Genomic DNA, 24,255 nt, shown 5'->3' with positions numbered 1-24,255 from the left:
GAGGGGGTTCGAGGGCGCGGCTGAGTACGGCCGCTGTCTCCGGTGGGCCGTTCCAGGACTGGAACGGCGCTCCATAATGGAACGCCACTCCATAGTGGAACGGCGCTCCAGGTGTGTCAAGATGGCGGCATGGCAACACGGACGGGCCGCTCGCAGCGGCGCACAGAGGCGCTCTCCCGGGAGCGCATCGTCGAGGCAGCCGTCGAGCTGCTCGACACGGCCGGCGAGGGCGGGCTGACGTTCCGGGCGCTGACCGAGCGCCTCGCCACCGGGCACGGGGCGATCTACTGGCATGTGGCGAACAAGGGCGAACTGCTCGCCGCCGCCACCGACGCCGTCATCGCCGCCGCGCTGGCCGTCGAGCCCGCCGGGTCTGCCGGGTCCACTGGGTCCGCCGACTCCACACCGCAGGAGAGGGTCCGCGCCGTCGCGTCGGGCCTGTTCGACACGATCGACGAGCACCCCTGGGTCGCGGCGCAACTCACCGCCAGCTCACTCCAGGTGACGACACCGCGGATCTTCGAGAGCGTCGGGCGGCAGGTCCGCGCGCTGGGCGTGCCCGAGGGCAGCTGGTTCACGGCGGCCTCGGTGCTGGTGGAGTACATCCTCGGCGCCGCTGCCCAGAACGCCGCGAACGCCCGCGCTCTGGGGCCCGACGCGAACCGCGCCGAGTTCCTCGACGCCGTGTCGAACGCCTGGGAGGAACTCGACCCCGACGACTACCCGTTCACCCGGGCCGTTGCGGAGCAGCTGCGCGCGCACGACGACCGCGAGCAGTTCCTTGCCGGGATCGATCTCGTCCTCGCCGGCATCACCGCTCTGCACCCGCCGCGAGGCTAGCCGAACTCAGGACGCCCTGGTCGGGGCCGGGACGGGGGCGGTCGTCGGGTCCCCCAGGGCGAACGCGCGGGCGGCGGCGAGTTCCTGACGCCCGAGCTCCTCGACGGCCGCGACGTACGTGTGGGCGTCGTCGCCGACCGGCAGGCGCAGCGGCGCGGAGGGGGCGGCGACCACGCGCAGGACCAGGTCGGCGAAGTCCTCGGGGCGGCCCAGCGACTCGTTCTCCCGCATGCCGCGCAGGGCGTCGCGCATCGGCGTCGTGCTCGGGGCGTAGGCGGGTACCCGGGCGGCCGCCTCGGCGAGCGCGTCGCCGTAGCCGGTGGCGAAGCCGCCGGGCTCCAGCACCGTCACCCGGATGCCGAGCGGCCCGGCCTCCGCCGCGAGCGCCTGGCTCATCCCCTCCAGGGCGTACTTGCCGGTCACATAGGCGGACAGTCCCGGCCAGGCCATCCGGCCGGCCAGCGAGGAGACGTTCAGGATGTGGCCGGAGCCCTGGGCGCGCATCAGCGGGAGCACCAGCCTCGCCAGCCGCCAGGGAGCCACCACCAGCGTCTCCAGCTGGGCGCGCAGCTCCGCGTCCGACACCTCCTCGACGGCGCCGAAGAGCCCGGTGCCCGCGTTGTTGACCAGTACGTCCACCCCGCCGAAACGGTCGGCCGCCAGGCGTACGGCCGCCTCGGCGGCGACGGCGTCCCCCAGGTCGAGGGTCGCGGTGACCAGCTGCTCGGGGTGCTCGGCGGCGAGGGCGTCGAGCGGGGAGGGTCTGCGGGTGGTGGCGAGCAACTGGTCCCCGGCTGCCAGGACGGCTCGCGCCAGCGCGAGTCCGAGCCCCGAGGAGCATCCGGTCACCAGCCAGCGTCGTGTCATCGTCCGTCCCCCTGGGTGTCGCGCGGTGTGCGGCTGCCCGGGACACGGTAGGGACGGCGTTCGCTCACGGATACCTCGCGCGCACGGCGCGCGGAAGCGCCCACCGGCGCGCGAAGAGCGCGTGGTCGGCCAGGGCGTGGCACCGCCTGGGACGGACCCACGCGCCTGCCCGGACCGTCAGGACGCGAAGTCCTGGGTCATCCAGACCGTGCCGGAGGCGTCCCGCAGGACGGCGATGCCGACGCGGGTGAAGTCCGGGCTCAGGATGTTCCGGCGGTGGCCGTCGTCCGGCGCCTTCTCGTCCAGCATGGACTGGGTCAGGCCCACCGCCATGGCGGAGATCGCCTGGTCCGTCGAGGCGACCGGCCCGCCGTCGCCTATGTTCTCGCCGGCCGACGTCCAGCTCACCCCCTGCGCCTGCTCGCGCTTGCCGAACGCGTCCTCCCCCGGGCACTGGTGGGAGAGGCCGCAGCCCGAGGACATCACCTGGTTGTGGCCCGCCGCGCTGCGGATCAGGCCGGCGTCCAGGGTGTAGGCGGGCAGGCCCTGGGCAGCCCTGGCCTGGTTGATCAGGGCCAGCACGTGGTCGACCTCGACGCTGTCACCGGGTACGCCCGGCGCGGCGGGCGCAGACGAAGCGGGGGCCGGGGCGGAGGGGGCGGACGAGGGCGCGACGGGCGGGGTGGGACGGGCCGGCGGGGACGGGACCACGGTCGGCGCGGTCGGCGCGGACGGCGATGCCGACACCGGCGACGCGGGCGGCGACGCGGGCGGGGCGGAGGGCGACGGGACGGCGGACGGCGGGGCGGGCGAGGCCGGTGCAGCCGCCGTCCCGGACGGCCGCGGATGCTCGGGGCGGGCCGGCTCGGGTGGGCCGTCCCGGGTGGCCGACCGGCGCGGCGGCCACGGGCGCCGGCCCGCCGCCCACCCCCACGCAGGCGAACGCCGTACCGCCGCCCAGGACCGCGAGGGTGGCGGCGCCCGTCATCACCAGCCGCAGTCGCGAGGTCCGCCGCAGGCGGCGCCGGCGGGAGACGGAGGCCTTGGCGGGGACGCGGCGGTGAGAACTCATGATGCGCAACACCTCGGGGTTCGAAGGGGGATGTCGGGGCAGCGGCTACGAACCTAGGCGGTCCCGACCTCTTCAAACGGCCTCGGGCGGCAACTTCAAGAGCTCTTAAGAGTCGGCACAGGTCCCGCTTCACCGTCAGCCCGCGCGCGGCCGAGGGGGCACGGCCCGCCGCCACACGCGGCGGGCCGCACCCCCGGTTCGACCGTGCGCGGCGGCTCAGTCGAAGATCTCGAACTCCGAGAGCTGCCCGGCCGGCCAGCCGGTGTTGGCCGTGAAGTTCAGCCGCAGGTACCGGTCGGCGGTCCCGTTCGGGAGCGTGATGCCGACGGTGTTTCCGGTGGCCGGGTTGAAGGTGTAGGCGGCGGAGCCGACCAGCGTCGTCCAGGTGCTGCCGTCGGTGGAGCCCAGCACGCTCAGGGTCTGCGTGCGGGTGGCCCAGGCGGTGGACGGCGGCAGGTCCAGCGTGATCGAGCCGAGCGTCTGACGGGTGCCCAGGTCGGCCTGCAGCCACTGCGGGAAGGCGTTGTCGGAACTCTCCCAGTAGCTGGCGGTGTTGGCGTCGTTGGCGTTGGCGGGTGCGTAGGTCTGGGTGTAGCCGCTGGCGGTCATCGTGGCGCCGAGCGCCAGGTTGGTGGTCGGGGACGGGGTGCCGGTGCCACTGAGGGCGATGGTGAGCGGGCTGGTCCCGGCGCCGCCGGCGAGCGTCACGCTGCCCGAACGGGAGCCGGTGGCGGTCGGGGTGAAGGTCACGCCGACCGTGCAGGAGGCGCCCGGTGCGATGGACGTCCCGCAGGTGGTGCTCTGCGCGAAGTCACCGGAGGCCGTGACGGCGGAGACGGTCGCCGCCGCGGTGCCGGTGTTGGCGACCGTGACCGTCTGCGCGGCGCTGGTGCTGCCGACCGGCTGACCGGCGAAGGTCAGCGAGCCCGGGCTGGCTGTCAGCGTCGCGGGGCCGGTCCCGCCGCCGCTGGGGAAGACCTCGAAGTCCGACAGCTGGCCGGCGCTCCAGCCGGTGTTGGCGGTGATGTCGGCCCGGACGTACCGGGCCGTGGTGGCGTTGAAGGTGATGGCGACCGTGTTGGCGTTGGCACTGGGGTCGAAGCTGTACGCGGCCGAGCCGACGATCGTCGAGAAGGTCGAGCCGTCCGTCGAGCCCAGCAGCGACAGGGTCTGGGTGCGGGCTCCCCAGGCGGTGGCCGGCGGGAGCTTGAGGACGACCCGGCCGATCCGGTAGCTCTGGCCGAGGTCGACCTGGGCCCACTGCGGGAACGCGCCGTTCTGGCTCTCCCAGTAGGTCGACGGGTCCGGGTCGGTGAGGTTCGCGGCGACGTAGGGACTGTTCGCCGAACTCGCCGAGGCCGGCTGGCCGGCCGCGACGTTGGTGCTGGAGTCGATGCCGGTGCCGCTGAGCGCGACGGTGGTCGGGCTGTTGTTGGCGTTGCCGGTGAGGGTCAGGCTGCCGGTGCGCGATCCGCCCGCCGTGGGCGTGAAGACGACGCTCACCGTGCAGGAGGCACCGACCGCGACCGTCGAGCAGGTGTCGGTCTGGCTGAAGTCACCACTGGCCGCGACGCCGGAGACGCTCGCCGCGGTGGTGCCCGCGTTGGTCACCGTCACGGTCTGGGCGGCGGCCTGGGAGCCGACCACCGTGCGGGCGAAGGACAGGGCGGCCGGGGCGGCGTTCAGCACCGGGCCCGGCGCGGTGCCGGTGCCGGTGAGGCTGACGGTGTTGACGACGCCGCCCGCGGTGATGGCCAGGGTCCCGGTGCGGGCGCCGGTGGCGGTCGGGGTGAAGGTCACGCCGACCGTGCAGGAGCCGTTCGCCGGGATCGACGAGCCGCAGGTGCTGGTCCGGGCGAAGTCACCGCTGACGGTGACGGAGGAGACGGGCGCCGCCGAGCCGGTCGGGTTGGCAACCGTCACGCTCTGCGCGGCGCTGGTCGAGCCGGTCGCGGCCGAGCCGAAGTCGAGCGCGCTCGGACTGGCCGTCACGCCCGTGGCGGGGTAGGGCGGGAAGACCGGCGCCGGCCAGGGACCGCAGGCGGGCGTGCCGCCGATCCCGGAGTTGCCGCCGCCGTCGGTGACCGTGAAGTTGCCGCCCTCGCAGGTGTAGACGGGGGTGGGCGCGCCCACGCCGGTGGCGGTGACGTTCGTGAAGGTCGCCGCGCCGCCGGTCTGCTCCTGCAGGGCGAAGGTTCCGGTGCCCGCGATGGTCACATTGCTGAGCGAGACCCCGCTGACGGTGCCCTCGACCCACTGCACGGCCTCGTACGGGCTCTGCTCGATCAGCGCGTTGCTCACGTTGACCGGGCCGGTGATCGCGCCCTGGCTGCCGTCGAACCAGAGCGCGCCGACGCCGAACTGCCAGTTCGGGTCGAGGCTGCCGTCCCGGATCAGGGTGTTGCCCGAGATGGTGGTGGTGCCGACCGGGGTGGAGGTGAAGCGCTGCCCCACCTGGATGCCGCCGCCCTGGGTGATCCCGCTGTCCTGGACCAGGTTGCCGGTGACGGTGTTGTCGTGGCCGCCGTAGATCGCGATCCCGTTGGCGAGCATCTGCAGCTGCACGGTGTTGCCGGAGATCGTGTCGTTGGCGTCGGCGCCGACGGCGGAGTCCGCCCAGGTGGCGATGCCGTCGTCGCCGGTGTTGCGGATGTCGCTGCCCGTGACGGTGGAGTTGGTGACGCCGCCGTGGAAGTTGACACCGTCCGCGGTGGTGTCTCGGATGCGCATGCCGCTGAAGGTCAGGTGGTCCATCGGCCCGTCCATCCAGGCGCCGACCTTCTCGTGCTCGATCCAGAGGTTCGAGACGGTGGAGTTGCTCAGCGCGCCGCCGATGCCGTTGACCTGGGCGCTGTCGTCACGCTCCTGGACGTTGCCGGAGATCGCGAAGTCCCGCAGGTGCACATTGGCGCTCGGCGAGGGCGCGGAGTTGCCGTAGAAACCGGGTGCCGTACCGGTGACCGTGGAGTACCACATGCCGGCGCCGGCGATCGTCACGTTGTTGACGCCGATGTGGCCGGGGACGTCGAAGGTGCCCGGCGGGATCCACACCGTGCCGCCGGGGCCGGCCGCGCTGATCGCGGCGTTGAACGCGCTGGTGGCGTCGGTGGCGCCGGTCGCGTCGGCGCCCTCGCTGGTCACCGAGACCGAGCCGGACGGCTGGCTCTGCGGCGCGCCGACCTGCTCGAAATCCGCGAAGTCGAGGGTGTAGGCGGAGGCGGTGTCCCCCGCGTCGACCTGCAACCTGAAGGTGGTGCCGGCCGGGTAGGAGGTCGGGAGCAGGCGGTGCACCTCATCGAAGAAGTGGTGCGGGTTGCTGCCCGGCGCGTTGGTGAAGGGATAGCCGCCGTAGAACCAGCTGTAGGCGTTGGTCAGGGTGAGGTCGCTCTGCTTGGTGCCGTTGACGTAGAGCGACAGCGGCGCGCTGTACACCGAGCCGCTCGCGGTGTCCGGGATGCTGTAGCGGAAGTCGATCGAGTTGGTGGCCACCGGGGTGGTGAAGGTGACGTACTGTCCGGTGCCCTGCAGCGTCACGGCCTTGCGCCCCGACGCCTCGTCGGCCAGCTGGCCCTGGGTGTAACTCGGGCCGATCACGGTGCCGTTGGTGGCGGAGTTCTCCGCCTGCACCTCGACGTACGGCAGGGCGGCGCCGCTGCCGCCGGTGGCGGCGGCAGCGGGCGTGGCAGCAGCGGCGGGCGTGGCAGCAGCGGCGGCGGCCGGGGACGGCTGGCCGGCCAGCGCGAGGACGCCGGCGGCCAGCAGCGTGCTGACGACCGGTAGGGCGAGGGCTCGTCTCAGGTTGCGCACGGGTTGGAACACTTCTGCTCCTTCGACTCACAAGGTGGGTCCGCGGGCTCGGGTGGGCAGGGCGGACGGGGGTCGACGCGAGGGGAACCGTAACCGCTCCGACATGTGCGTGCAATATCTCAACCCATCTCCGTCTAATCCTTACTTTCTCTTGCAAGATCTGAAGCATCATCGCGAGCCAACCTCCCCCGGCCGCCGTCAGAGCGCAGCGAACCGCTTGCGGCAAGGCGTGCCGTTTTCTTGCAAACGGGAGCAAGCCGGTTGCGGTGAATGCCCTACGCTGTGGCCCATGACACGACGACTTGCCGAAGTGGCCAGGAAGGTCGGGGTGAGCGAGGCGACGGTCAGCCGGGTGCTCAACGGCAAACCCGGCGTCTCCGAGCAGACCCGCGGCGCTGTGCTGACCGCGCTGGACGTGCTCGGCTACGAGCGTCCGACCCAACTGCGCGGCGAACGCTCGCGCCTGGTCGGCCTGGTGCTGCCGGAGCTGCAGAACCCGATCTTCCCCGCCTTCGCCGAGGTGGTCAGCGGCGCCCTGGCGCAGCGCGGCTTCACCCCGGTGCTCTGCACGCAGACCGCGGGCGGCGTCTCCGAGGCGGACTACGTCGAGCTGCTGCTCCAGCAGCAGGTCTCCGGCGTGGTCTTCTTCGGCGGCCTGTACGCGCAGGCGGACTCCCCGCACGAGCACTACGAGCTGCTGGACCAGCGCGGCGTCCCGACCGTGCTGCTGAACGCCGCGGTGGACGAACTCGCGTTCCCCAAGGTCAGTTGCGACGACGCGGTGGCGGTGGAGCAGGCCGTCGGGCACCTGGTCTCACTGGGCCACCGGCGGATCGGCCTGCTGCTGGGACCACCCGACCACATGCCCTCCCGACGCAAGCAGACGGCGGCCCGGACCGCGCTGGAACGGGCCGGCCTGGGGCTGGGCGAGGACGACGTCGAGCACGCGCTGTTCTCACTGGAGGGCGGACAGGCCGCCGCGGCGCGCCTGCTGTCGCGCGGCGTCACCGGGATCGTCTGCGCCTCCGACCCGCTGGCGCTGGGCGCCGTACGGGCGGCCCGCCGCCGTGGCATGGAGGTGCCGCGCGACGTCTCGATCGTCGGCTACGACGACTCCTCGTTCATGACCTGCACGGACCCGCCGCTGACCACGATCCGCCAGCCCATCGAGGCGATGGGACGCGCGGCGGTGGGGTTGCTGGTCGACGAGCTGGCCGGCGCCGGGGTCACGCACGACGAGTTGCTCTTCGAGCCGGAGCTCGTCGTCCGGGGCTCGACCGGGCCCGCGCCCAGGCCGTAGGCCGTACGCCCGACAGGAGGGCCGGACCCCAGCCGGGGTCCGGCCCTCCTGTCATGTCTCAGTCGCCGCGGTGCGCAACGGAGTCCAGTTCTTGCAATCTTTCGTCGATATCTTGTGGGGGCATCGTCGGCGGTGCTTAAGTGTGGTCGCCACCACCTCCCACGCCTCGAAGGGGGCTTCCCGCCCATGCGCAGATCCGCAGCGCTGCTGATCGCCGCCACGCTCTCACTCACCGCGGCCGCGTGCTCCAGCTCCTCGTCCTCGAACTCGACCGCCGCCGCCGACAGTTCGGGCGGCGGCGGCAAGGTGACCGTCTCGATCGACTGCGCGCCGCCGAGCAGCCGCCCGACACAGCGTCAGCAGTGGGCGGACGACATCGCCGGCTTCGAGAAGCTCCACCCCAACGTCACGGTGAAGAGCATCGACACCTTCCCCTGCGAGACCCCCGAGCTGTTCACCGCCGCACTCAAGGGCGGCACCGAGGCCAACGTCTTCTACACCTACTTCACCGACAAGCAGCAGGTCCTGGACGCGGGCCGGGCCGCCGACATCACGCCATACGTCACCGCGGGCAACCTGCCGGTCAAGGACGACATCCTGCCCTCGGTCTGGAACTCGGTGCGCAGCGGCGGCAAGACGTACGCCCTGCCGCGCACCAACTACACCATGGGCATGATCATCAATCGCCGGCTCTTCCAGCAGGCCGGGCTCAACCCCGACCAACCGCCGCAGAGTTGGGCCGACGTCGAGACGGACGCAAAGAAGATCGCCGCACTGGGCAACGGCATCGCCGGCTACGGCGACTACAGCGCCGGCAACAACGGCGGCTGGCACTTCACCGCCGAGATGGACGCCCAGGGCGCCGCGATGGTGAGCCCGGACGGCACGAAGGCCGCCTTCGACAACGCCCAGGGGCTGGCGGTGCTGCAGAACCTGCACCGGCTGCGGTTCGACGACGGCGTCATGGGCACCACCCAGCTCTACAAGTGGGGCGACCTGCAGAAGCAGATGGCGGCCGGCAAGCTGGGGATGTACATCGCCGCGCCCGACGACATCACCTACCTGGTGCAGAGCCTGGGCGCGCACTACGAGGACTTCGGGATGGGCCCGATCCCCGGCCCGAACGGTCCCGGCGCGGGCAGCCTCGCCGGCGGCGACGACTACATGTTCAACCGCAAGGACACCCCCGCGCAGATCACCGCCGGCGTCCAGCTGGTCAGCTACCTGTGGCTGACCGAGGGCCAGGGCCAGAGCTTCGACTACGCGCGCTCCAAGGCCTCGGGCCAGGCGGTCGGCCTGCCGGAGCCGCAGCTGTTCCAGGGCGCGACGGCGGCCGAGGACACCCGGCTCAAGACGGCGGACGCCACCATGCCGGTGCAGGCCTTCGCCCCCTTCGTCAGCGCCAACGTGCCGGGCGTCACCGAGCCCGCCAACGCGCAGGCCATCTACAAGATCCTCGACACGGCGATGGCCTCCGTGCTGACCGACGCGAAGGCCGACCCGCAGAAGCTGCTCGACACGGCTTCGTCCCAGGTCGACGAGATCCTCGCGAACGCCCAGTGACAAGCGCCGCGATCCGCCCGGTGAGCCGTGCCCTGCGGCGCAACCTGACCGCGCACGGCTTCCTGATCGGGGCGGTGCTCTGCTTCGCCTGCTTCTCCTGGTATCCCATGGTCCGCGAGGTGATCATGAGCTTCCAGCGGCAGAAGGCAGGCCGCACCAGCTGGGCCGGCCTGCACAACCTCCGGCAGGTGGTGAACGACCCCAGCTTCTGGCCGGCCTGGCGCAACACCGCCGAGTTCACCGCGCTGGCGCTGCTGCTCGGCTTCGCCCTGCCGTTCGCCGTCGCGGTGGTGATGAACGAACTGCGGCACGCCCGGGGGTACTTGCGGGTTCTGGTCTACCTGCCGGTGATGCTACCGCCGGTCTCCGCGCTGCTGCTCTTCAAGTACCTGTACAACCCGGAGTACGGGCTGTTCGACCACGTCCTCGCCCTGCTGCACCTGCCCACCTCCGGCTGGCTGCAGTCCCCGGACATGGCCATGTTCGCGGTGGTGATCGCCTCCACCTGGATGAACATGGGCAGTGCCACACTGATCTACCTGGCCGCGCTGCAGGGCATCCCGGGCGAGCTCTACGAGGCGGCCGAGCTGGACGGCGCCGGACTGCTGCGCCGGGTCTGGCATGTGACGATCCCGCAGACCGGATCGATCCTCTCGCTGATGCTGATGCTGCAGATCGTCGCCACCATGCAGGTCTTCGTCGAACCCTTCGTCCTCACCAACGGCGGCCAGGGCGTGGACGGTTCGACCACCACCGTGGTCTACCTGATCTACCAGTACGCCTTCAACTTCTCCAACTACGGCGCCGCCTGCGCACTCGGGCTGCTCCTGCTGCTGGTGCTGGCCGGGTTCTCGGCGGTGTATGTGCGGATCGACCGGAGGCTGGAACGATGAGCAGAACCGGAAACGACAGCCGCACGCTCGTCAACGCCGCCCAACTGAACCGCACCCGCTACCGGGTGGTGCTGGTGGTGGTCGTGCTGCTCTTCACCGCGGCCTTCGTCGGCCCGGTCTACCTCCTGGTGACGGACGGACTGAAGGGCACCACCGAGGCGATCCGGACACCGCCCACCTTCTACCCGCACCAGGTGGCGGCCGGCAACTACCGCGACGCCTGGGACCGGCTCGACATCGCCCGACTGCTGCTCAACACGCTCTGGTACGCCTTCGGTGCGCTCGCCTTCCAGCTCGTGCTGGACGTCGCGGCCGCCTACTCGCTCTCCAAACTGCGGCCGGTGCTCGGCAACGCGGTCCTCGCCCTGATGCTGGCGACCCTGATGATCCCGGCCATGGTGCTGGTCGTACCGCAGTACCTCACCGTGCTGGACCTCCCGCTGCTGCACCTGAACCTGCTCGACACGCCCTGGGCGATCTGGCTTCCCTCGGTGGCCAACGCCTTCAACATCTACCTGCTCAAGCGCTTCTTCGACTCGGTGCCGAAGGAGCTGCTCGACTCGGCCGCCATCGACGGCGCCGGTCCGCTGCGCACCCTGACCGCCATCGTGCTGCCGATGTCCCGGCCGATCATCGGCGTGGTGTCCATCTTCGCGCTCGTCAACGTGTGGAAGGACTTCCTCTGGCCGCTGCTGGCCGAGCCCGACCCGGCGAAGCAGACGCTCAACGCGGGCATCTACTCGCTGTCGCTGGGCGTGCCGGAGAACGTGCTCATCGCGGCGGCGGCCATCTCGGCGCTCCCCACCGTGCTGTTCTTCCTGGTCTTCCAGCGCTCCATCATGTCCGGGCTGACCGCCGGCAGCCTCAAGGGCTGAGCCCCGCCCGCCCGGACGCGCGACACCTGTCACCGCACCCGCTGACCGCACCCCGTGATCCGAAGGAGACTCCTACCGTGCACCGACTGGACGAGTGGTGGCGTGGCGCCGCGATCTACCAGGTCTACGTGCGCAGCTTCGCCGACGCGAACGGCGACGGCGTGGGCGACCTCGCGGGGGTCCGCTCCCGCCTGCGCTACCTCGCCGAACTCGGCGTCGACGCGCTCTGGTTCAGCCCGTGGTACGCATCGCCGATGGCCGACGGCGGCTACGACGTCGCCGACTACCGCGCCATCCACCCGCACTTCGGCGATCTGGCGCAGGCCGAGCAGCTGATCGCCGAGGCCCTGGACCTCGGCATCCGCACCATCGTCGACATCGTCCCCAACCACGCCTCCGACCAGCACCCGTGGTTCCGGCGGGCATTGGAGGCCGGTCCGGGCTCGCCGGAGCGGGAGCGCTTCTGGTTCCGTCCCGGACGCGGCCCCGACGGCCACCTGCCGCCCAACAACTGGCAGTCGCAGTTCGGCGGCGCGGCCTGGACCCGGGTCCCGGACGGCGAATGGTACCTGCACCGGTTCGCCGCGGCGCAGCCCGACCTCAACTGGCAGCACCCCGAGGTGCGTCGGGAGCACGAGGAGGTGCTGCGGTTCTGGTTCGACCGCGGCGCGGCCGGCGTACGGGTCGACTCCGCCGCCGAGGTGGTCAAGGACCCGGCACTGCCCGACCTCCCGTCCGGCCGGGCTCCCGATCCGCACCCCTACTTCGACCGGGACGAGATCCACGACGTCTACCGCGACTGGCGCAAGGTCGCCGAGTCCTACACCCCGCCGCGCGCGCTCATCGGCGAGGTCTGGCTCCCCGATCCCGAGCGGTTCGCCCGCTACCTGCGCCCCGACGAGCTGCACACCGCCTTCAACTTCGGCTTCCTGACCTGCCCCTGGGATGCCGGCCGACTGCGCGAGACAATCAGCAGCACCCTGGCCGCGCACCAGCCGGTCGGCGCCCCGGCCACCTGGGTCCTGGCCAACCACGACGTCACCCGGACCGTCACCCGCTACGGGCGGGCGGAGACCGGATTCGACTTCGCGGCCAAGGCGCACGGCATCCCCACCGACCTGGCGCTGGGCCGCCGCCGCGCCCGGGCCGCGGCGCTGCTCAGCCTGGCCCTGCCCGGCTCGGTCTACCTGTACCAGGGAGAGGAGTTGGGCCTGCCGGAGGTGGAGGACCTGCCCGTCGACGTGATCGACGATCCGATGTTCCACCGCACCGCGGGCGCGGACCCGGGCCGGGACGGCTGCCGGGTACCGCTCCCCTGGGGCGGCGGGACAGCGCCCTTCGGCTTCACCAGCACGGCCGCCGGCGCTCCGGACACCGCCGTCGACGCGTGGCTGCCGCAGCCCTCGCAGTGGTCGGAACTGACCGTCGAGCGCCAGTCGGCGGACCCGGCCTCACTGCTGAACCTCTACCGCGCCGCACTGCGGCTGCGCCACGCGGAACCCGGCCTGGGGGACGGCACCATGACCTGGTTGCCGAGCGCTCCCCAGGTACTCTGCTTCAGCCGCTCCGCCACCTTCGCCTGCGTCGCCAACCTGGGCGGTGTCCCGGTGGACCTGCCCGTACATCGCGAAGTCCTGCTCAGCAGTGCTGTGCTGATGGATCATCAACTCCCACCCGACACGGCGGCCTGGCTGCGCCTGCCCTGATCCGGCCGCCCCCTCCCCGGGACTGTCAGCAGATGGTGGCAGACTCGGCCGTATGACGATCAGTGATCCCAAGAACGACCTGCGCCGCTATCTCACGGCCGCCCGCGAGGCCGTCGTCTGGAAGCTGGAGGGACTGTCCGAATACGACGCCCGCCGCCCCCTGACGCCGACCGGCACCAACCTGCTCGGCCTCGTCAAGCACCTGGCCGGCGTCGAGTTCGGGTACTTCGGCCCGACCTTCGGCCGCCCACACGGTGAGTCCCTCTCCGTGGAGGACGAGGCCGCCGAGGCCAACTCGGACATGTGGGCCACCGCCGACGAGTCGCGCGAGGACGTCATCGGCCTCTACCGCCGGGCCTGGGCGCACGCGGACGCGACGATCGAGGCGCTGCCGCTCGATGCCACGGGCCATGTCGAGTGGTGGGGTGAGACCGGCGACGTGACGCTTCACCAGGTCATGCTGCACGTGACGGCCGAGACGAACCGGCACGCCGGCCACGCCGACATCGTCCGTGAGCTGCTCGACGGCAAGGCCGGCATGCGGGAGAGCGACAGCAACCTGGACGGCGGGGACGAGGCCTGGTACCAGGAGTACTGGAATAAGCTGGAGGCGTCCGCCAAGGAGGCCCAGGGGCGCGCCGAACAGGAGTAAACCAGGTGCGGATCACCCGCCCGTTCGGCAGGCTGGGTGGTATGAACTCCCAGCTCAACGACGTCCCTGCCGATCGAGACCCGGAGGCGGACCGCACCGGTTGGACCACCACGCCGATCACCGAGAGCCTGCTGCGCGGCGCACTCGACCTGGAGCGCACCGAACACGGCGTGCTGCCACACCGGTTGCCCGCCCGGGCCCGGCGCCAGATGCCGGACGGCGGGCCGGCCATGGCCGAGTCCCAGCCCTCCGGCGTCCGGCTGGTCTTCCGCACCCGGGCGACGGCGCTCGAACTGGACGTCCTGCCCAGCAAACTGGCCTACCTGGGCGCCCCACCGCGTCCCGACGGCGTGTACGACCTGCTCGTCGACGGCCGTCTGGCCGACCGGGCGAGTGTGAGCGACGGCAACGTCCACACCATCGACATGACCACCGGCGCGGTGGTCAGCCGGCCGGGCCCGGTCGGCACCCTCCGCTTCACCGGCCTGTCCGCTGACGCGAAGGACGTCGAGATCTGGCTGCCGCACAACGAGAGCACCGAACTGGTCGCCCTGCGCACCGACGCCCCCGTCGAGGCCGCGCCGGACCGCGGCCGCCCGGTGTGGCTGCACCACGGCAGTTCGATCAGCCATGGTTCCGATGCCGAGAGTCCCAGCACCACCTGGCCCGCGCTGGCCGCGGCGCTGGGCGGCGTGGAGCTGATCAACCTGGGCTTCGGCGGCAACGCGCTGCTGGACCCGTTCACCGCGCGGGCCATCCGGGACGCCCCGGCCGACGTGATCAGCGTCAAGATCGGCATCAACCTGGTCAACACCGACCTGATGCGGCTGCGCGCCTTCGGCCCGGCGGTGCACGGATTCCTGGACACGATCCGCGAGGGACACCCGGACACGCCGCTGCTGGTCGTCTCCTCGATCCTCTGCCCCATCCACGAGGACACCCCCGGACCCGCCGCCCCCGACTTCAGCGAACTCGGCGCCGGGAAGCTGCGGTTCGTCGCGACGGGCGACCCCACGGACCGCACCCGCCTGACGCTCACTACCATTCGCGAGCAACTCGCCCGCATCACCGCGGCCCGCGCGGTCGAGGACCCGCACCTGCACTACCTCGACGGCCGCGAACTCTACGGCGAGGACGACTTCGCCGAACTGCCGCTGCCCGACCAGCTCCACCCCGACGCGGCCACCCACCGCCGGATCGCCGACCGCTTCGCCGCGTTGGCCTTCGGCGCCGGCCGGCCACTGGCCGCGCCGGGCGCCTGAGCGACGCGGGGTTCGCGGGGTTCGCGGTACGGGACCGCGAACCCCGCGCTCAGCCGCCTCAGAAGGCCGCCGTGCGGTCCTCGCTGCGCGCGTCCGTCACCGGCCGGACGGCCCGCAGACCCGCGCGCGCCTCACGACGCCAGGGACGCGCGTAGGTCACCGCCGCGGCGGCGGCCTCGGAACCGTCGTCGAGGTCCACGACCACCACCGACGGCGAACCGTCCGCGGCGCACCGCCCGAGCCAGTCGCCGTTGGGGGCGACGACGCCGGACGGCGCGGTGGCGCTGTGCTGCGTCGGCACCGAGAAACTGACCCAGTAGCTGTTGGCGGCGGCGTGACCCTGCGCCTGGGCCGCCGCGTTGCCCGGGGAGACACCGGTCGTGGAGAACAGCACGCAGTCGGCGTCCAGCCTCTCGTACTCGGCGAACAGCTCCGGGTAGTGGATCTCCATGCCGAGCAGGCAGCCGAAGCGCACCCCGTCGACGTCGAAGGTCACCGGCGAGACACCCGGCGAGTACAGGTACGAGACCTTGGCACGGGACAGCAGGCGCTCGTCGTAGCGCGTGACGACCTCGCCGCGGTCGGAGATGACGTAGAGGCTGTTGTGCGGGCGGTTCGGCCCGGTCAGGCGGTGCGCCGAGGCGATCACCGTCCACAGCCGCAACTCCCCCGCCAGCTGCGCGACCGCCGCCAACTCGGCGCGCAGCTCCGGCCACCGGCAACGCTCCCAGTCCGCCGGGCCGACCGCGTCCGGGCCGTCGACGGACATCACCAGCTTGTGGGGAGCGCAGAGCGCGCCCTCCGGGAAGTGCACGATCCGCGCGCCCAGAGCGGCGGCCTCGCGCATCAGCGCACGGACCTGACGGCCGCTCTCGCGCAGCGCGTCGACGTCGCCCGGGTCCTCGCGGACGGGGGTCTGCGCGACGGCGAGCCGCACGCTTGCGGGGTTCCTTGCTTCCGACATGACGTCTCCTGAGGGAGTCGGACGGAAGTGCCGCAGAGCAGACGTGTAGGACTCGCCGGTCTTGGCGGCGCGTGCGCGCACCTGGCGCTTGAAATTCCTGCGGGCTGTCATCGCGGCCTTCCACGCCCTGAGCGACGGCTCCCCGGCAACCCCGCCCGAGGCGATCGGGCTGCGACAACGACCTGAGACGCAAGTCCCTTTGCCTCCGATGGGAGACCGTGCCGGGGACGGTCGCGGGAGGTTCGGCGTAGGCCACGCGGTTGCCATCATGCCGTCACCGCGCGGGCCCGGTCAACCACCGACCGCCCGCGGTTCCGCCCTGCCCGAACGCGGTGCTCAGCCGTGGGTGCAGCCGTCCGTGGCACAGCTGTGCCACGGACCCCAGGGGCCGCCCGGCGTGAGTTGGGAGATCTCGGCGTAGTAGCCCGAGGAGGCGTTCCACAGGTGTGCGACGGCTGTCAGCGTGCCGTTCGGCGCCTCGGTGACGCTGGTCGGGACGCCGACGGGCTCGGGCTCCGGGCCGGCTCCCAGGTCGGTGAAGCCGGTCCAGGACCCGTGCCCGTCCTGCTCGTTGACGAAGAGCTCGGTGCCGGAACCGCTCTGGTAGACCTCGAAGAAGGCGAGCGAACCGTCGCGTTCGGCGAAGACCACCGGGTAGCCGAAGAACCTCGGCACATCCGCCCCGGCCGGGCCGAAGGCCTGCGGCGTCGACCAGGGGCCGCCGGGGGTGAGCTGGTGGATCCGTACCAGCACGGCGCTCTGGTACTCCACGGTGAACACCTCCAGCCGACCGTCTGCGTCGACGCCTGCCGACAGCACGGGCAGCTGGAAGTTGATCCTGGCGGAGGCGACCTGCTGCCAGTCCCCGTAGGGACCGCCCGGCCGGAGCTGGGTGCGGTACCAGAGGTACTCGCTGCCGTCGGTCGGTGCCGCGAAGATGCCGAACTGGGCCACCCGGCCGTCCGGCCCGGTCACCGAGGTGGACCCGACCTCGGTCCCCGGCGACGTCGCGACCGGCCGCTGCCGCGCCTGTGCCGGCGCCTGTGCCTGTGCCTGGGCCTGTGCCTGGGCGGACGGCGCGAGCCACCCGCCCGCGGCGATCGCGACAGCACAGACCAAGCTCAGCGCCGCAGCGCTCCGTTTGCCCTTCCCACGCATACCCGGCAGTCCCTTCCGTTCGAGTGACGCTCCGACAGGCCGCGAACCGGGCCGGGGCCATCCTGCCCGCCGCGCCGGACTCCGGCTGGGCAAACCCCGCTTCGCGCGGTAACTGGCTCAAACACGTACCCGAAACCACCACTGAGACAGGCCAGTTGGCACGGTACGGCGCTCAGCTGCGGGCGTGCGTCTCGCGTTCGGCGTGCCGGGCCGCCAGCACGTCGTGCAGCTGCCGCAGGCCCGCCGCCGAGGACGAGCCCGCCTTCGCCTGGTAGATCACCAGGCACTGGTCGGGTGCCTCGGGCAGCCGCAGCGTCTCGAAGTCCAGGCTGAGCCGGCCCACCAGCGGGTGGTAGACGATCCGCACCCCGTGCGTCTTGTCGCGCACCGCGTGCGCCGACCAGAGCGCGGAGAACTCCGCACTCCTGAGCGACAACTCCTCGATCAGCCCCGCCAGTCGGGGGTCCGCCGGATGACGGCCGGCCATCATCCGCAGGTAGGCCACGATGTCGCGGGCCTCGCCCGCCCAATCCGGGTAGAGCTTGTGGGCATAAGGGTCGAGGAAGATGAACCGGGCCAGGTTGACCCGCCCGGCCTGTTCCCGCTCGGCCGCGCCGAGATGGTCGGTGAACAGCAGCTGGGCCATCCGGTTCCAGGCCAGCAGGTCCGTCTTCCGGCCGATGATCACCGACGGGCCGCTGTTGAAGGCGTCCACCAGGCCGGCCAGCCCCGGCCGCAACTGCTCCTCCTGGACCGGCTTGTCGCACGGCTTCGCCGGACGCGCCAGCGCGTGCAGGTGCGCCCGCTCGTCACCGTCCAGGCGCAACGCCCGGGCCAACGCGTCCAGCACCTCCGGCGACGCGTGCCGGCTCTGCCCCTGCTCCAGCCGGGTGTAGTAATTCACGCTCACCCCCGCGAGCTGCGCCACTTCCTCCCGGCGCAGCCCCAGCACCCTCCGGTGCCGGCTGTCGTCGCCTATTCCGATGTCCGAGGGTCTCAGACGATTCCGGTACGACTGGAGGAACATACCGAGCTCCGTACCCCGGGACTCGTTCGACGTGTTCCGCAAGGTGGTCGTCCTTCTGGGAGAGGGGATCAGACGCAGCATGTCCGCGACAAAATGGGATGCCAAAGGCAAGAACCGGTGTCGCCGTCGGTAATTCCAGCGAACCGGAACGAGAAATTCCACCACTATGACGCAGGTATGCCGCCGGTGGCGACCGGAGAGGAAACTCGTCACACGTTCAACCATGCCCAGAGCGCGCAGCCCTGTGAAACCCATGCCGAAGTCCCCACCCGCGCCGCATATAAATGATCAGCGCGGATCAGTATGCAGCAAGCGGCGACAGACAGGCAAGGTTCACTTATTCGGCAAGATCAATCGCCGACCAATGCCGGACGCCCCCACACGATCCACCGAATACCAATCGCACCGAACCGCATTCCCCCACGAAACCCCATCGGCCATTCCGCCCGGCGGCACCGCGCCCCAGGTCAGCGGAGTGCGGGCCGTTCCGCCGCCCGCCCGTCCACCCCTGGCGCGGCGCCCCGGCACGTCGGGCCGGGCGTGCCTGCCCTGGGACCCGACACTTTCGGCCAGTCGGGCCGGTCCGCGCGCCTGTTCCCCGGACGAACCGCTGACGCCTGCCCCGGCGTGGCCGGTGAGCAGTTCCGGCCCGGCCTCGCCCGGCAATTGTTGAACTCAAAAGCATTGATGACCCGACCGATTGACGCCGCCCCGCCATTGTCACCCACCGTGGCGAAGGGCACGTCAGCGGCTCGGCCATTGGCCCGCCCAGGTAATACACCAGGCAATCCGTATCACCTCGCAGTAGATTTACCGAGCCGTCGCCTGCCGGAAACACGGCACCCGTTCCTGGTCACCGGGCAGTCGTCACCGGGACGGGAACGCGGGACGGAACGGCGGGACGGGAACGGCGGGACAACGCCTCCGTTCATCCGACCAAGTGCGCCGCCTGACCGACCCGCGCCTGCAACTGCTGCGTGTAGGCGGCGAGCTGCGTGCGGTGCGAGGCGATGTACTGCTGGTCGTAGGCGGTCTCGACGGCGACGGCGACACCCATCAGGTTCGTCGAGCGCTTGCAGTCGAGATCCGCGGTCACCGTGGCCACCTCCTTGGCCGTAGGCGGCTGGTTCCCCGCTCCCTTCGGCGCCCACTGCGGATCGGCCAGCGCGGCCGCCGGGTTCGCGTAGTCGAAGCCCCGGCTCTTCATGCACGCGCTCCACGCGGTGTCCACCGCGCGCATCCGCGGGTCCGCCGTGGGGACCACGGGTCCGTGGTCCGGCAGGGCCTGCGCATCCGGTCTCGGCGGGTAACCGCCGACGGCGTCGACACCCTGCTGCTGGCATCCGCCGGCCGGGACGGGCCTGCCTGCGTAGCTGGTGGCCGGGTTTCCCGACGCGTCCCTCCCGCCGAGCACGGCGATCGCCGCCGGGGAGAGCTCGGCCTGACCCTGGCCGGGTGTTGCGGCTGCGGGCATGCCGGCGGAGACCTCGTAGCCGTTGGCCCGCGCCGCGTCCGGATCGAAGAAGCCGTAGAGCGGCGAGCGCATCTTGTCCTGCTGGTTGAGATCGTCGAGCCCGATCGGCGCGGCCGGATCGAAGGGGAGTCCGTACTGCTTCATACAGCGCGCGGTGACCGCGTCGACGGCGGTGATCAGGGCCTTCACGGAAGCGACACTGGGCAGGTAGGCGTCGATGGGGCGGTTGATCGCGGACACGGTGAGGACCACCGGGATCGGGCCGATCGCCGGGGCGCCGCCCGTGTCCGGCCCTGCCGGACGGCCGCTCCCGCAGCCGGCCACCCCGACGACGACTGCCGCCGCGACGACCGCGCGCCAGGCGTTCTGCTTCATGACGTTCCCTCACTGGGTTCCCGGAGACGCGTGGTGCGATGCAGGTGCGGTGCGGTGCCGGCCGGCGGCGGACGCGGACGGGTCGGACGCCCGCCGCCGGCCGGGAGACGATCAGCCGTCGATCTGGACCCCGGTCACGTGGACCCAGTTCCAGCCCCAGCTCTGGTGGGCCGCCTGGTAGACGGGCGTGCCGCTGACCCAGTAGGTGAAGTTGTTGTAGTCCGTGGCGACGTCGGTGACGTTGTAGATGTTCGCGTAGCCGTAGCCGGGCGTGCCGGCGTAGCAGTTGTTACCGCCTGATGCGAAGATCTCCGTCCCGTTGGTGGGGCAGGACACCCAGGTGATGGCGCTGGCCGGCGCCGCCATGGCGACACCGCCCGCGAGCATGCCACCGGCAAGGGCCGCCACAGCGAACTTCCTGCGCATGGTCATGATCCGTTCCCTTCGCACTGCTGCGGCGTGCGCAGGCCCTGCTGCCTGCGGATCACCGCCCGTTCAAGGGTCGAGGGCATGACCCGACGGGAGCGTCGTCCCCCGTTGTGCTCACGACACGCACCGTCGGATCAGCCCTCGGCTCCGCCACACAACCGGCGGCAGCCACACCGTTCGTCGGTACTTGCGACGTCTGGCGGCGGGACCAGGGTGCTCGATCACGCAGTCCGAAGTCCCGTTTCCCACACAACCCCACACACCTGCCTTCTAGTGCCGCGTCAGGCAACCTTCGCCCCGTCGCGACGCCCGGCACGCACTCTCGCCGCACCGGCCGAAAGCCCAAGTACGTCCAGTACGAGGACTTCCGGCCGGCACGCCGATAGCACGCACCGGACGCCGCTCCTTGACGGGCAAAGGTTGCCTGACGCGGCACTAGACTCCGGTGGGCAGAGGCAAGGACAGCGGCATGGACAGCGGCAAGAGCACGGCTTCACGCGAGCGGGGGCTTCGTGGGTGAGCAACAAGGTGGCATGCCCGATCCGGGCAGAGCCGGGGATCTGGCCGAGTTCATCGGCCTGCTCGGGGAGTTGCGGGCCTGGGCGGGGATGCCGTCCTACCGCTCGCTGGCCAAGCGCGTCGGGCCGCTCATGCGGCCGGCGCGTGCGGTGTCACCGTTCACGGTCGTGGACGCCTTCAAAGTCGGGCGCCGCCGCCTGGATCTGGACCTGGTGGTGGCGATCGTCCGGGCGCTGGGGGTCGACGGACCGGGCACGTCCCGCTGGCGCGAGGCCTGCATCCGGGTGCACGGGCAGGCCAGGAGTGGCGGACCGGCCGGGGTGTTCGCCCAACTGCCCACCGACCTGGCCACCTTCACCGGTCGTCAGCGCGAGGTGGACAGCCTGCTGGACCTGGCCGCCGATGGACCCGGCTCGGCCTCCACGGTGGTGATCTCCGCGATCGAGGGCATGGGCGGGGTCGGCAAGACGGCCCTGGCCGTGCATGTCGCGCACCGGCTGGTCGCCTCCGGGCGGTTCACCGAGACCCAGTTGTACGTCAACCTGCGGGGTTTCGACCCGGAGCACGCGCCTGCGGACCCGGCCGAGGTCCTGGGTGCCTTCCTGCGCCAACTGGGCGTCCCGGCCAAGGAGGTGCCCCAGGGCCTCGACGAGCGCGCGGTGATGTTCCGCGACTGCATGTCCGGCCGGGACGCCCTGGTCGTCCTGGACGACGCGGCCGACGAGCGGCAGGTCAGGGATCTGATCCCGTCGAGCCCCGGCAGCCTGGTCCTGATCACCAGCCGCCGCAGCCTGGCCGCGCTCGACGGCGCGGCCCTGCTGCCGCTCGAGGTGTTCCGGCGCGACGAGGCGACGGCCCTTCTGGCCCGGATCGTCGGCGCCGGCCGGGTCGCGGCCGAGCCGGCGGCCGCCGCCGAGATCGTCGAACTGTGCGGGTACCTGCCGCTGGCCGTGGCCCTGGCCGCCGGCCGCCTGCGCTCGCGCCCCAGCTGGCCCCTGGCCCACATGGCAGACCGGCTGCGCGGGCACGTCGCGGAGGCGACGGCCCTGGGCAGCAGGACGCTTCGGCACGTCTTCGATCTCTCCTACCGGGGGCTGCCCGAGCCGGCCCAACGTGTCCTGCGCCTGCTGGGCCGGCATCCCGGCGTGGACTACACCGTCGGGGCGGTCGCGGCCATGGCGGACCTCCCGGCCCACGACGCGGACCGGCTGCTGGAACTGCTCCAGGACGAGTACCTGCTGCAGCAGAAGACCCCCGGCCGCTACGAACTGCACGACTTGTTGCGGAACTTCGCCGCGCAGGCGGCCGGCCAGGAGGACAGCGGCGACGCGGACGCCGCCGTGGAACGCCTCGGCTGGTGGTTCCTGCACTCGGCCTACCACGCGGCAAAGGCCATCGACACCCCGGATCTCCCTCCTCCCACCACGCTCTCCGAGCACGAACCGATGACCTTCGCGTCCTACGACGAGGCACTGGAGTGGTTCGACCGGGAGTGGGGCAACCTGACCGCGGTCCAGGTCGCCGCCCGGGAGCTGGGACTGCACGGGATGGTCTGGCAGCTGGCCGTCGCGGCGAAGTTCGCCGCCGCGCTGCGCTTGCACATGCCGGACTCCGCCGCCGCGCACGAGCGCGCCGTGGACGCCGCCAGGGCGCTGGGCGACCGGGCGGTGGAGGCCCGCGTCACCGGCGGTCTCGGCCTGACCTACCGCATGCTGGGGCGCCTCGGCGACGCCGAGCGATGCTACCGAGAGGCCCTCACGATCCTGCGGGAGCTCGGGGACCGGGTGCGGATGGGGCCGGTGCTGCTCAACACCGGTGAGGTGCACTACGACCGCGGGGACCACGAGCAGGCCACAGCGGCCTACCTGGAGGCCCTGGAGGTCTTCGAGCAGTCGGGGGCGATCGGGGGCCGCGCGACCGCCTACCTGTGCCTGGGCAAGGTCCGCCAGAATCTGGGCGACCTCGACCGGGCCGAGCACTACTACCTGCTGTCGATGGAGGACAACCGGACGGTCAGCGCCGCCGCCCGGGCCGACAGTTCGAAGGTCGACAACCGGCGCGGCCGGATCGGCCTCCTCGGGCGCCTGGCCACGGTCTACCTGGCGCGGGGGGAGGCCGAGCGGGCGGTCCAGGGCTACCAGGAGACCGTCGAGCTCGCGCGCCTCGTCGGCGACCGGTACCTCCTCGCCGACGCGGTCGACGGGTTGGGGGAAGCCCTGCTGGCGGCCGGGCGGGAGGAGCAGGCGCGGGACGCCTGGAACGAGGCGCTGACGATGTTCGACGACATCGGACACGCGCGAGCGGCGGCCGTGCGGGAACGGCTCCGGCACGGGTCCTGAAGCGCCGGTGCGGCCCGCACCCCCGTGAGAGTGCGGGCCGCATCGACGCAGACGCGTGGGGGGTGGGCGTCAGTGCCGGACGGTGATGACGATCTTGCCGACCTGGACGTTGGACTCCATGTAGCGGTGGGCCTCGACGATGTCGTCCAGGTCGAAGGTCCGGTCGATGACCGGCTTGAACGACCCGGTGCTCAGGCCGCCGTTGACGAAGGCGACGGCGCGGGCCAGCCTGACGGGGTCCGAGGTCACCTCGAAGAGCGTGTAGGTGCTGGTGCTCAGCGCCGGGAAGCTCATCGCGATCGGCAGCGGGGTGGGGCGCAGGTCGAGGGCGCCGTAGATGATGAGGCGTCCGCCGGCGGAGATGCCCTGGGCGATCTCGTCCACGCCCGGCCCGGCCACCGGGTCGAAGGCGGTGCGCACGCCGACGCCGCCGGTGATCTCCTTGACGCGGGTGGGCAGGTCCTCGTCCTCGGTGACGATGACATGGGCGGCACCGGCGTCCAGCAGGCGCTGCTTCTTGTCGGCCGTGCGGGTGGTGGCGATGGGGATCGCGCCGATGTGGTTGGCGATCTGGATGGCGGAGAGGCCGACGCTGCTGGAGGCCGCGGTGATCAGGACGTAGTCGCCGGGGCGGGTGTGGCCGTCCTCGACGAAGGCGCCGTAGGCGGTGATGTAGGCCATCCACACCGCGGCCGCGACCTCGGGAGCGATGTCCGCCGGGCGCGGGAAGGTCGCGGCCGCCGGGACCAGGACGTGGTCACCGTAGGTGCCGTAGTCGGTCTGTAAGAACGCCGGGACGACGCCGACCGGGTCCCCCACCGCGAACCCGGTGACGTCGGGGCCGACCGCCTCGACGACGCCGGCGGCCTCGTACCCCAGGCCGGAGGGGAAGGAGGGCTGGTAGAAGTAGACACCTGTCCGGAACATGACCTCTGCTCGGTTCAGGCCGATCGCGTCGACCCGGATGCGCAGCTCGCCCGGGCCGGGTTCGCCGACCTCGACCTCGCGCAGCTCCAGGACCTCGGGCCCGCCGAGCTTGTCGAACTTCACTGCCTTGGCCATCGTGCTCCCTCTTCCTTGGCAACGGTCGTCTCGTGGACGCTCCGACCTCTCGTCCACGGCGGTGCGGGTGC

At 71.7% G+C, this 24,255-nt stretch carries 19 protein-coding genes; 9 read left to right on the top strand and 10 right to left on the bottom strand.

Going from position 1 to position 24,255, the window contains the following annotated elements; all coding sequences use genetic code 11:
- Positions 1 to 129: 129 nt before the first annotated feature.
- Positions 130 to 840: a TetR/AcrR family transcriptional regulator gene (locus BS80_RS28510; protein ID WP_035803484.1), complete on the top strand. Its 711-nt coding sequence runs from the start codon at positions 130 to 132 to the stop codon at positions 838 to 840.
- A 6-nt stretch (positions 841 to 846) separates the two neighbouring features.
- Here the strand turns inward: BS80_RS28510 and BS80_RS28505 are convergent, their stop codons facing one another.
- From BS80_RS28505 to BS80_RS28495, 4 genes are all read right to left on the bottom strand, one after another.
- Positions 847 to 1,707 (bottom strand): SDR family NAD(P)-dependent oxidoreductase, encoded by an 861-nt coding sequence (locus BS80_RS28505; protein ID WP_035803482.1) that lies wholly within the window; start codon positions 1,705 to 1,707, stop codon positions 847 to 849.
- Positions 1,708 to 1,884: 177 nt separating this feature from the next.
- On the bottom strand, positions 1,885 to 2,289 hold the full coding sequence (locus tag BS80_RS28500; RefSeq protein ID WP_051967303.1) for a CAP domain-containing protein: 405 nt from the start codon (positions 2,287 to 2,289) through the stop codon (positions 1,885 to 1,887).
- A gap of 19 nt (positions 2,290 to 2,308) precedes the next feature.
- Positions 2,309 to 2,779 (bottom strand): hypothetical protein, encoded by a 471-nt coding sequence (locus BS80_RS43120; RefSeq protein WP_051967302.1) that lies wholly within the window; start codon positions 2,777 to 2,779, stop codon positions 2,309 to 2,311.
- A gap of 216 nt (positions 2,780 to 2,995) precedes the next feature.
- Positions 2,996 to 6,598 (bottom strand): choice-of-anchor D domain-containing protein, encoded by a 3,603-nt coding sequence (locus tag BS80_RS28495; protein ID WP_035803480.1) that lies wholly within the window; start codon positions 6,596 to 6,598, stop codon positions 2,996 to 2,998.
- A gap of 277 nt (positions 6,599 to 6,875) precedes the next feature.
- Between BS80_RS28495 and BS80_RS28490 the strand changes: the two genes are divergently transcribed.
- From BS80_RS28490 to BS80_RS28460, 7 genes are all read left to right on the top strand, one after another.
- Positions 6,876 to 7,886, top strand: coding sequence for a LacI family DNA-binding transcriptional regulator (locus BS80_RS28490; protein WP_035803478.1), 1,011 nt, complete (start codon positions 6,876 to 6,878; stop codon positions 7,884 to 7,886).
- 186 nt (positions 7,887 to 8,072) lie between these two features.
- The gene (locus tag BS80_RS28485) at positions 8,073 to 9,449 is read left to right on the top strand and encodes an extracellular solute-binding protein (protein WP_035803476.1); all 1,377 of its coding nucleotides are present in this window, start codon (positions 8,073 to 8,075) and stop codon (positions 9,447 to 9,449) included.
- Positions 9,450 to 9,460: 11 nt separating this feature from the next.
- A complete protein-coding gene (locus tag BS80_RS28480; RefSeq protein WP_408607446.1) occupies positions 9,461 to 10,342 on the top strand; it encodes a carbohydrate ABC transporter permease in 882 nt (293 codons plus the stop codon).
- Entirely contained in the window at positions 10,339 to 11,217 is an 879-nt protein-coding gene (locus BS80_RS28475) for a carbohydrate ABC transporter permease (protein WP_035803471.1), read from the top strand. Before BS80_RS28480 ends, BS80_RS28475 begins: the two co-directional genes overlap by 4 nt.
- A 77-nt stretch (positions 11,218 to 11,294) precedes the next feature.
- Complete coding sequence (locus BS80_RS28470; protein WP_035803469.1) at positions 11,295 to 12,923, top strand: glycoside hydrolase family 13 protein; 1,629 nt, start codon at positions 11,295 to 11,297, stop codon at positions 12,921 to 12,923.
- 52 nt (positions 12,924 to 12,975) lie between these two features.
- Entirely contained in the window at positions 12,976 to 13,575 is a 600-nt protein-coding gene (locus tag BS80_RS28465; protein ID WP_035803464.1) for a DinB family protein, read from the top strand.
- 41 nt (positions 13,576 to 13,616) lie between these two features.
- The gene (locus BS80_RS28460) at positions 13,617 to 14,837 is read left to right on the top strand and encodes a GDSL-type esterase/lipase family protein (RefSeq protein ID WP_051967412.1); all 1,221 of its coding nucleotides are present in this window, start codon (positions 13,617 to 13,619) and stop codon (positions 14,835 to 14,837) included.
- Positions 14,838 to 14,895: 58 nt separating this feature from the next.
- Here BS80_RS28460 and BS80_RS28455 read toward each other — a convergent pair whose 3' ends face one another.
- From BS80_RS28455 to BS80_RS28435, 5 genes are all read right to left on the bottom strand, one after another.
- Entirely contained in the window at positions 14,896 to 15,801 is a 906-nt protein-coding gene (locus BS80_RS28455; RefSeq protein ID WP_232246677.1) for a carbon-nitrogen hydrolase family protein, read from the bottom strand.
- Positions 15,802 to 16,137: 336 nt separating this feature from the next.
- The gene (locus BS80_RS28450; RefSeq protein WP_035803456.1) at positions 16,138 to 16,959 is read right to left on the bottom strand and encodes a hypothetical protein; all 822 of its coding nucleotides are present in this window, start codon (positions 16,957 to 16,959) and stop codon (positions 16,138 to 16,140) included.
- Positions 16,960 to 17,131: 172 nt separating this feature from the next.
- The gene (locus tag BS80_RS28445) at positions 17,132 to 17,986 is read right to left on the bottom strand and encodes a helix-turn-helix transcriptional regulator (RefSeq protein WP_063772094.1); all 855 of its coding nucleotides are present in this window, start codon (positions 17,984 to 17,986) and stop codon (positions 17,132 to 17,134) included.
- Between the two features lie 928 nt (positions 17,987 to 18,914).
- Positions 18,915 to 19,835 (bottom strand): P-loop NTPase family protein, encoded by a 921-nt coding sequence (locus BS80_RS28440; protein ID WP_035803454.1) that lies wholly within the window; start codon positions 19,833 to 19,835, stop codon positions 18,915 to 18,917.
- Positions 19,836 to 19,946: 111 nt separating this feature from the next.
- Positions 19,947 to 20,267, bottom strand: coding sequence for a hypothetical protein (locus BS80_RS28435; protein WP_157536648.1), 321 nt, complete (start codon positions 20,265 to 20,267; stop codon positions 19,947 to 19,949).
- A gap of 530 nt (positions 20,268 to 20,797) precedes the next feature.
- Between BS80_RS28435 and BS80_RS38135 the strand changes: the two genes are divergently transcribed.
- Entirely contained in the window at positions 20,798 to 23,122 is a 2,325-nt protein-coding gene (locus tag BS80_RS38135; RefSeq protein WP_051967300.1) for an ATP-binding protein, read from the top strand.
- A gap of 69 nt (positions 23,123 to 23,191) precedes the next feature.
- Here BS80_RS38135 and BS80_RS28425 read toward each other — a convergent pair whose 3' ends face one another.
- A complete protein-coding gene (locus BS80_RS28425; RefSeq protein ID WP_035803449.1) occupies positions 23,192 to 24,184 on the bottom strand; it encodes a zinc-dependent alcohol dehydrogenase family protein in 993 nt (330 codons plus the stop codon).
- Positions 24,185 to 24,255 lie beyond the last annotated feature (71 nt).

It is taken from the genome of Kitasatospora mediocidica KCTC 9733 (assembly GCF_000744225.1).
Classification (GTDB): Bacteria; Actinomycetota; Actinomycetes; order Streptomycetales; family Streptomycetaceae; genus Kitasatospora; species Kitasatospora mediocidica.
Note: the sequence above shows the minus strand (reverse complement) of the source record. Positions and strands in the feature narration are given on the sequence as shown.

Excerpts from the sequence above, each read along its gene's own strand:
- BS80_RS28510 (WP_035803484.1), top strand. The coding sequence starts at position 130 with ATGGCAACACGGACGGGCCGCTCGCAGCGGCGCACAGAGGCGCTCTCC.
- BS80_RS28505 (WP_035803482.1), bottom strand. The coding sequence starts at position 1,707 with ATGACACGACGCTGGCTGGTGACCGGATGCTCCTCGGGGCTCGGACTC.
- BS80_RS43120 (WP_051967302.1), bottom strand. The coding sequence starts at position 2,779 with ATGAGTTCTCACCGCCGCGTCCCCGCCAAGGCCTCCGTCTCCCGCCGG.
- BS80_RS28490 (WP_035803478.1), top strand. The coding sequence starts at position 6,876 with ATGACACGACGACTTGCCGAAGTGGCCAGGAAGGTCGGGGTGAGCGAG.
- BS80_RS28485 (WP_035803476.1), top strand. The coding sequence starts at position 8,073 with ATGCGCAGATCCGCAGCGCTGCTGATCGCCGCCACGCTCTCACTCACC.
- BS80_RS28475 (WP_035803471.1), top strand. The coding sequence starts at position 10,339 with ATGAGCAGAACCGGAAACGACAGCCGCACGCTCGTCAACGCCGCCCAA.
- BS80_RS28465 (WP_035803464.1), top strand. The coding sequence starts at position 12,976 with ATGACGATCAGTGATCCCAAGAACGACCTGCGCCGCTATCTCACGGCC.
- BS80_RS28460 (WP_051967412.1), top strand. The coding sequence starts at position 13,617 with ATGAACTCCCAGCTCAACGACGTCCCTGCCGATCGAGACCCGGAGGCG.
- BS80_RS28455 (WP_232246677.1), bottom strand. The coding sequence starts at position 15,801 with ATGTCGGAAGCAAGGAACCCCGCAAGCGTGCGGCTCGCCGTCGCGCAG.
- BS80_RS28450 (WP_035803456.1), bottom strand. The coding sequence starts at position 16,959 with ATGCGTGGGAAGGGCAAACGGAGCGCTGCGGCGCTGAGCTTGGTCTGT.
- BS80_RS28445 (WP_063772094.1), bottom strand. The coding sequence starts at position 17,986 with ATGTTCCTCCAGTCGTACCGGAATCGTCTGAGACCCTCGGACATCGGA.
- BS80_RS28440 (WP_035803454.1), bottom strand. The coding sequence starts at position 19,835 with ATGAAGCAGAACGCCTGGCGCGCGGTCGTCGCGGCGGCAGTCGTCGTC.
- BS80_RS28435 (WP_157536648.1), bottom strand. The coding sequence starts at position 20,267 with ATGACCATGCGCAGGAAGTTCGCTGTGGCGGCCCTTGCCGGTGGCATG.
- BS80_RS38135 (WP_051967300.1), top strand. The coding sequence starts at position 20,798 with ATGCCCGATCCGGGCAGAGCCGGGGATCTGGCCGAGTTCATCGGCCTG.
- BS80_RS28425 (WP_035803449.1), bottom strand. The coding sequence starts at position 24,184 with ATGGCCAAGGCAGTGAAGTTCGACAAGCTCGGCGGGCCCGAGGTCCTG.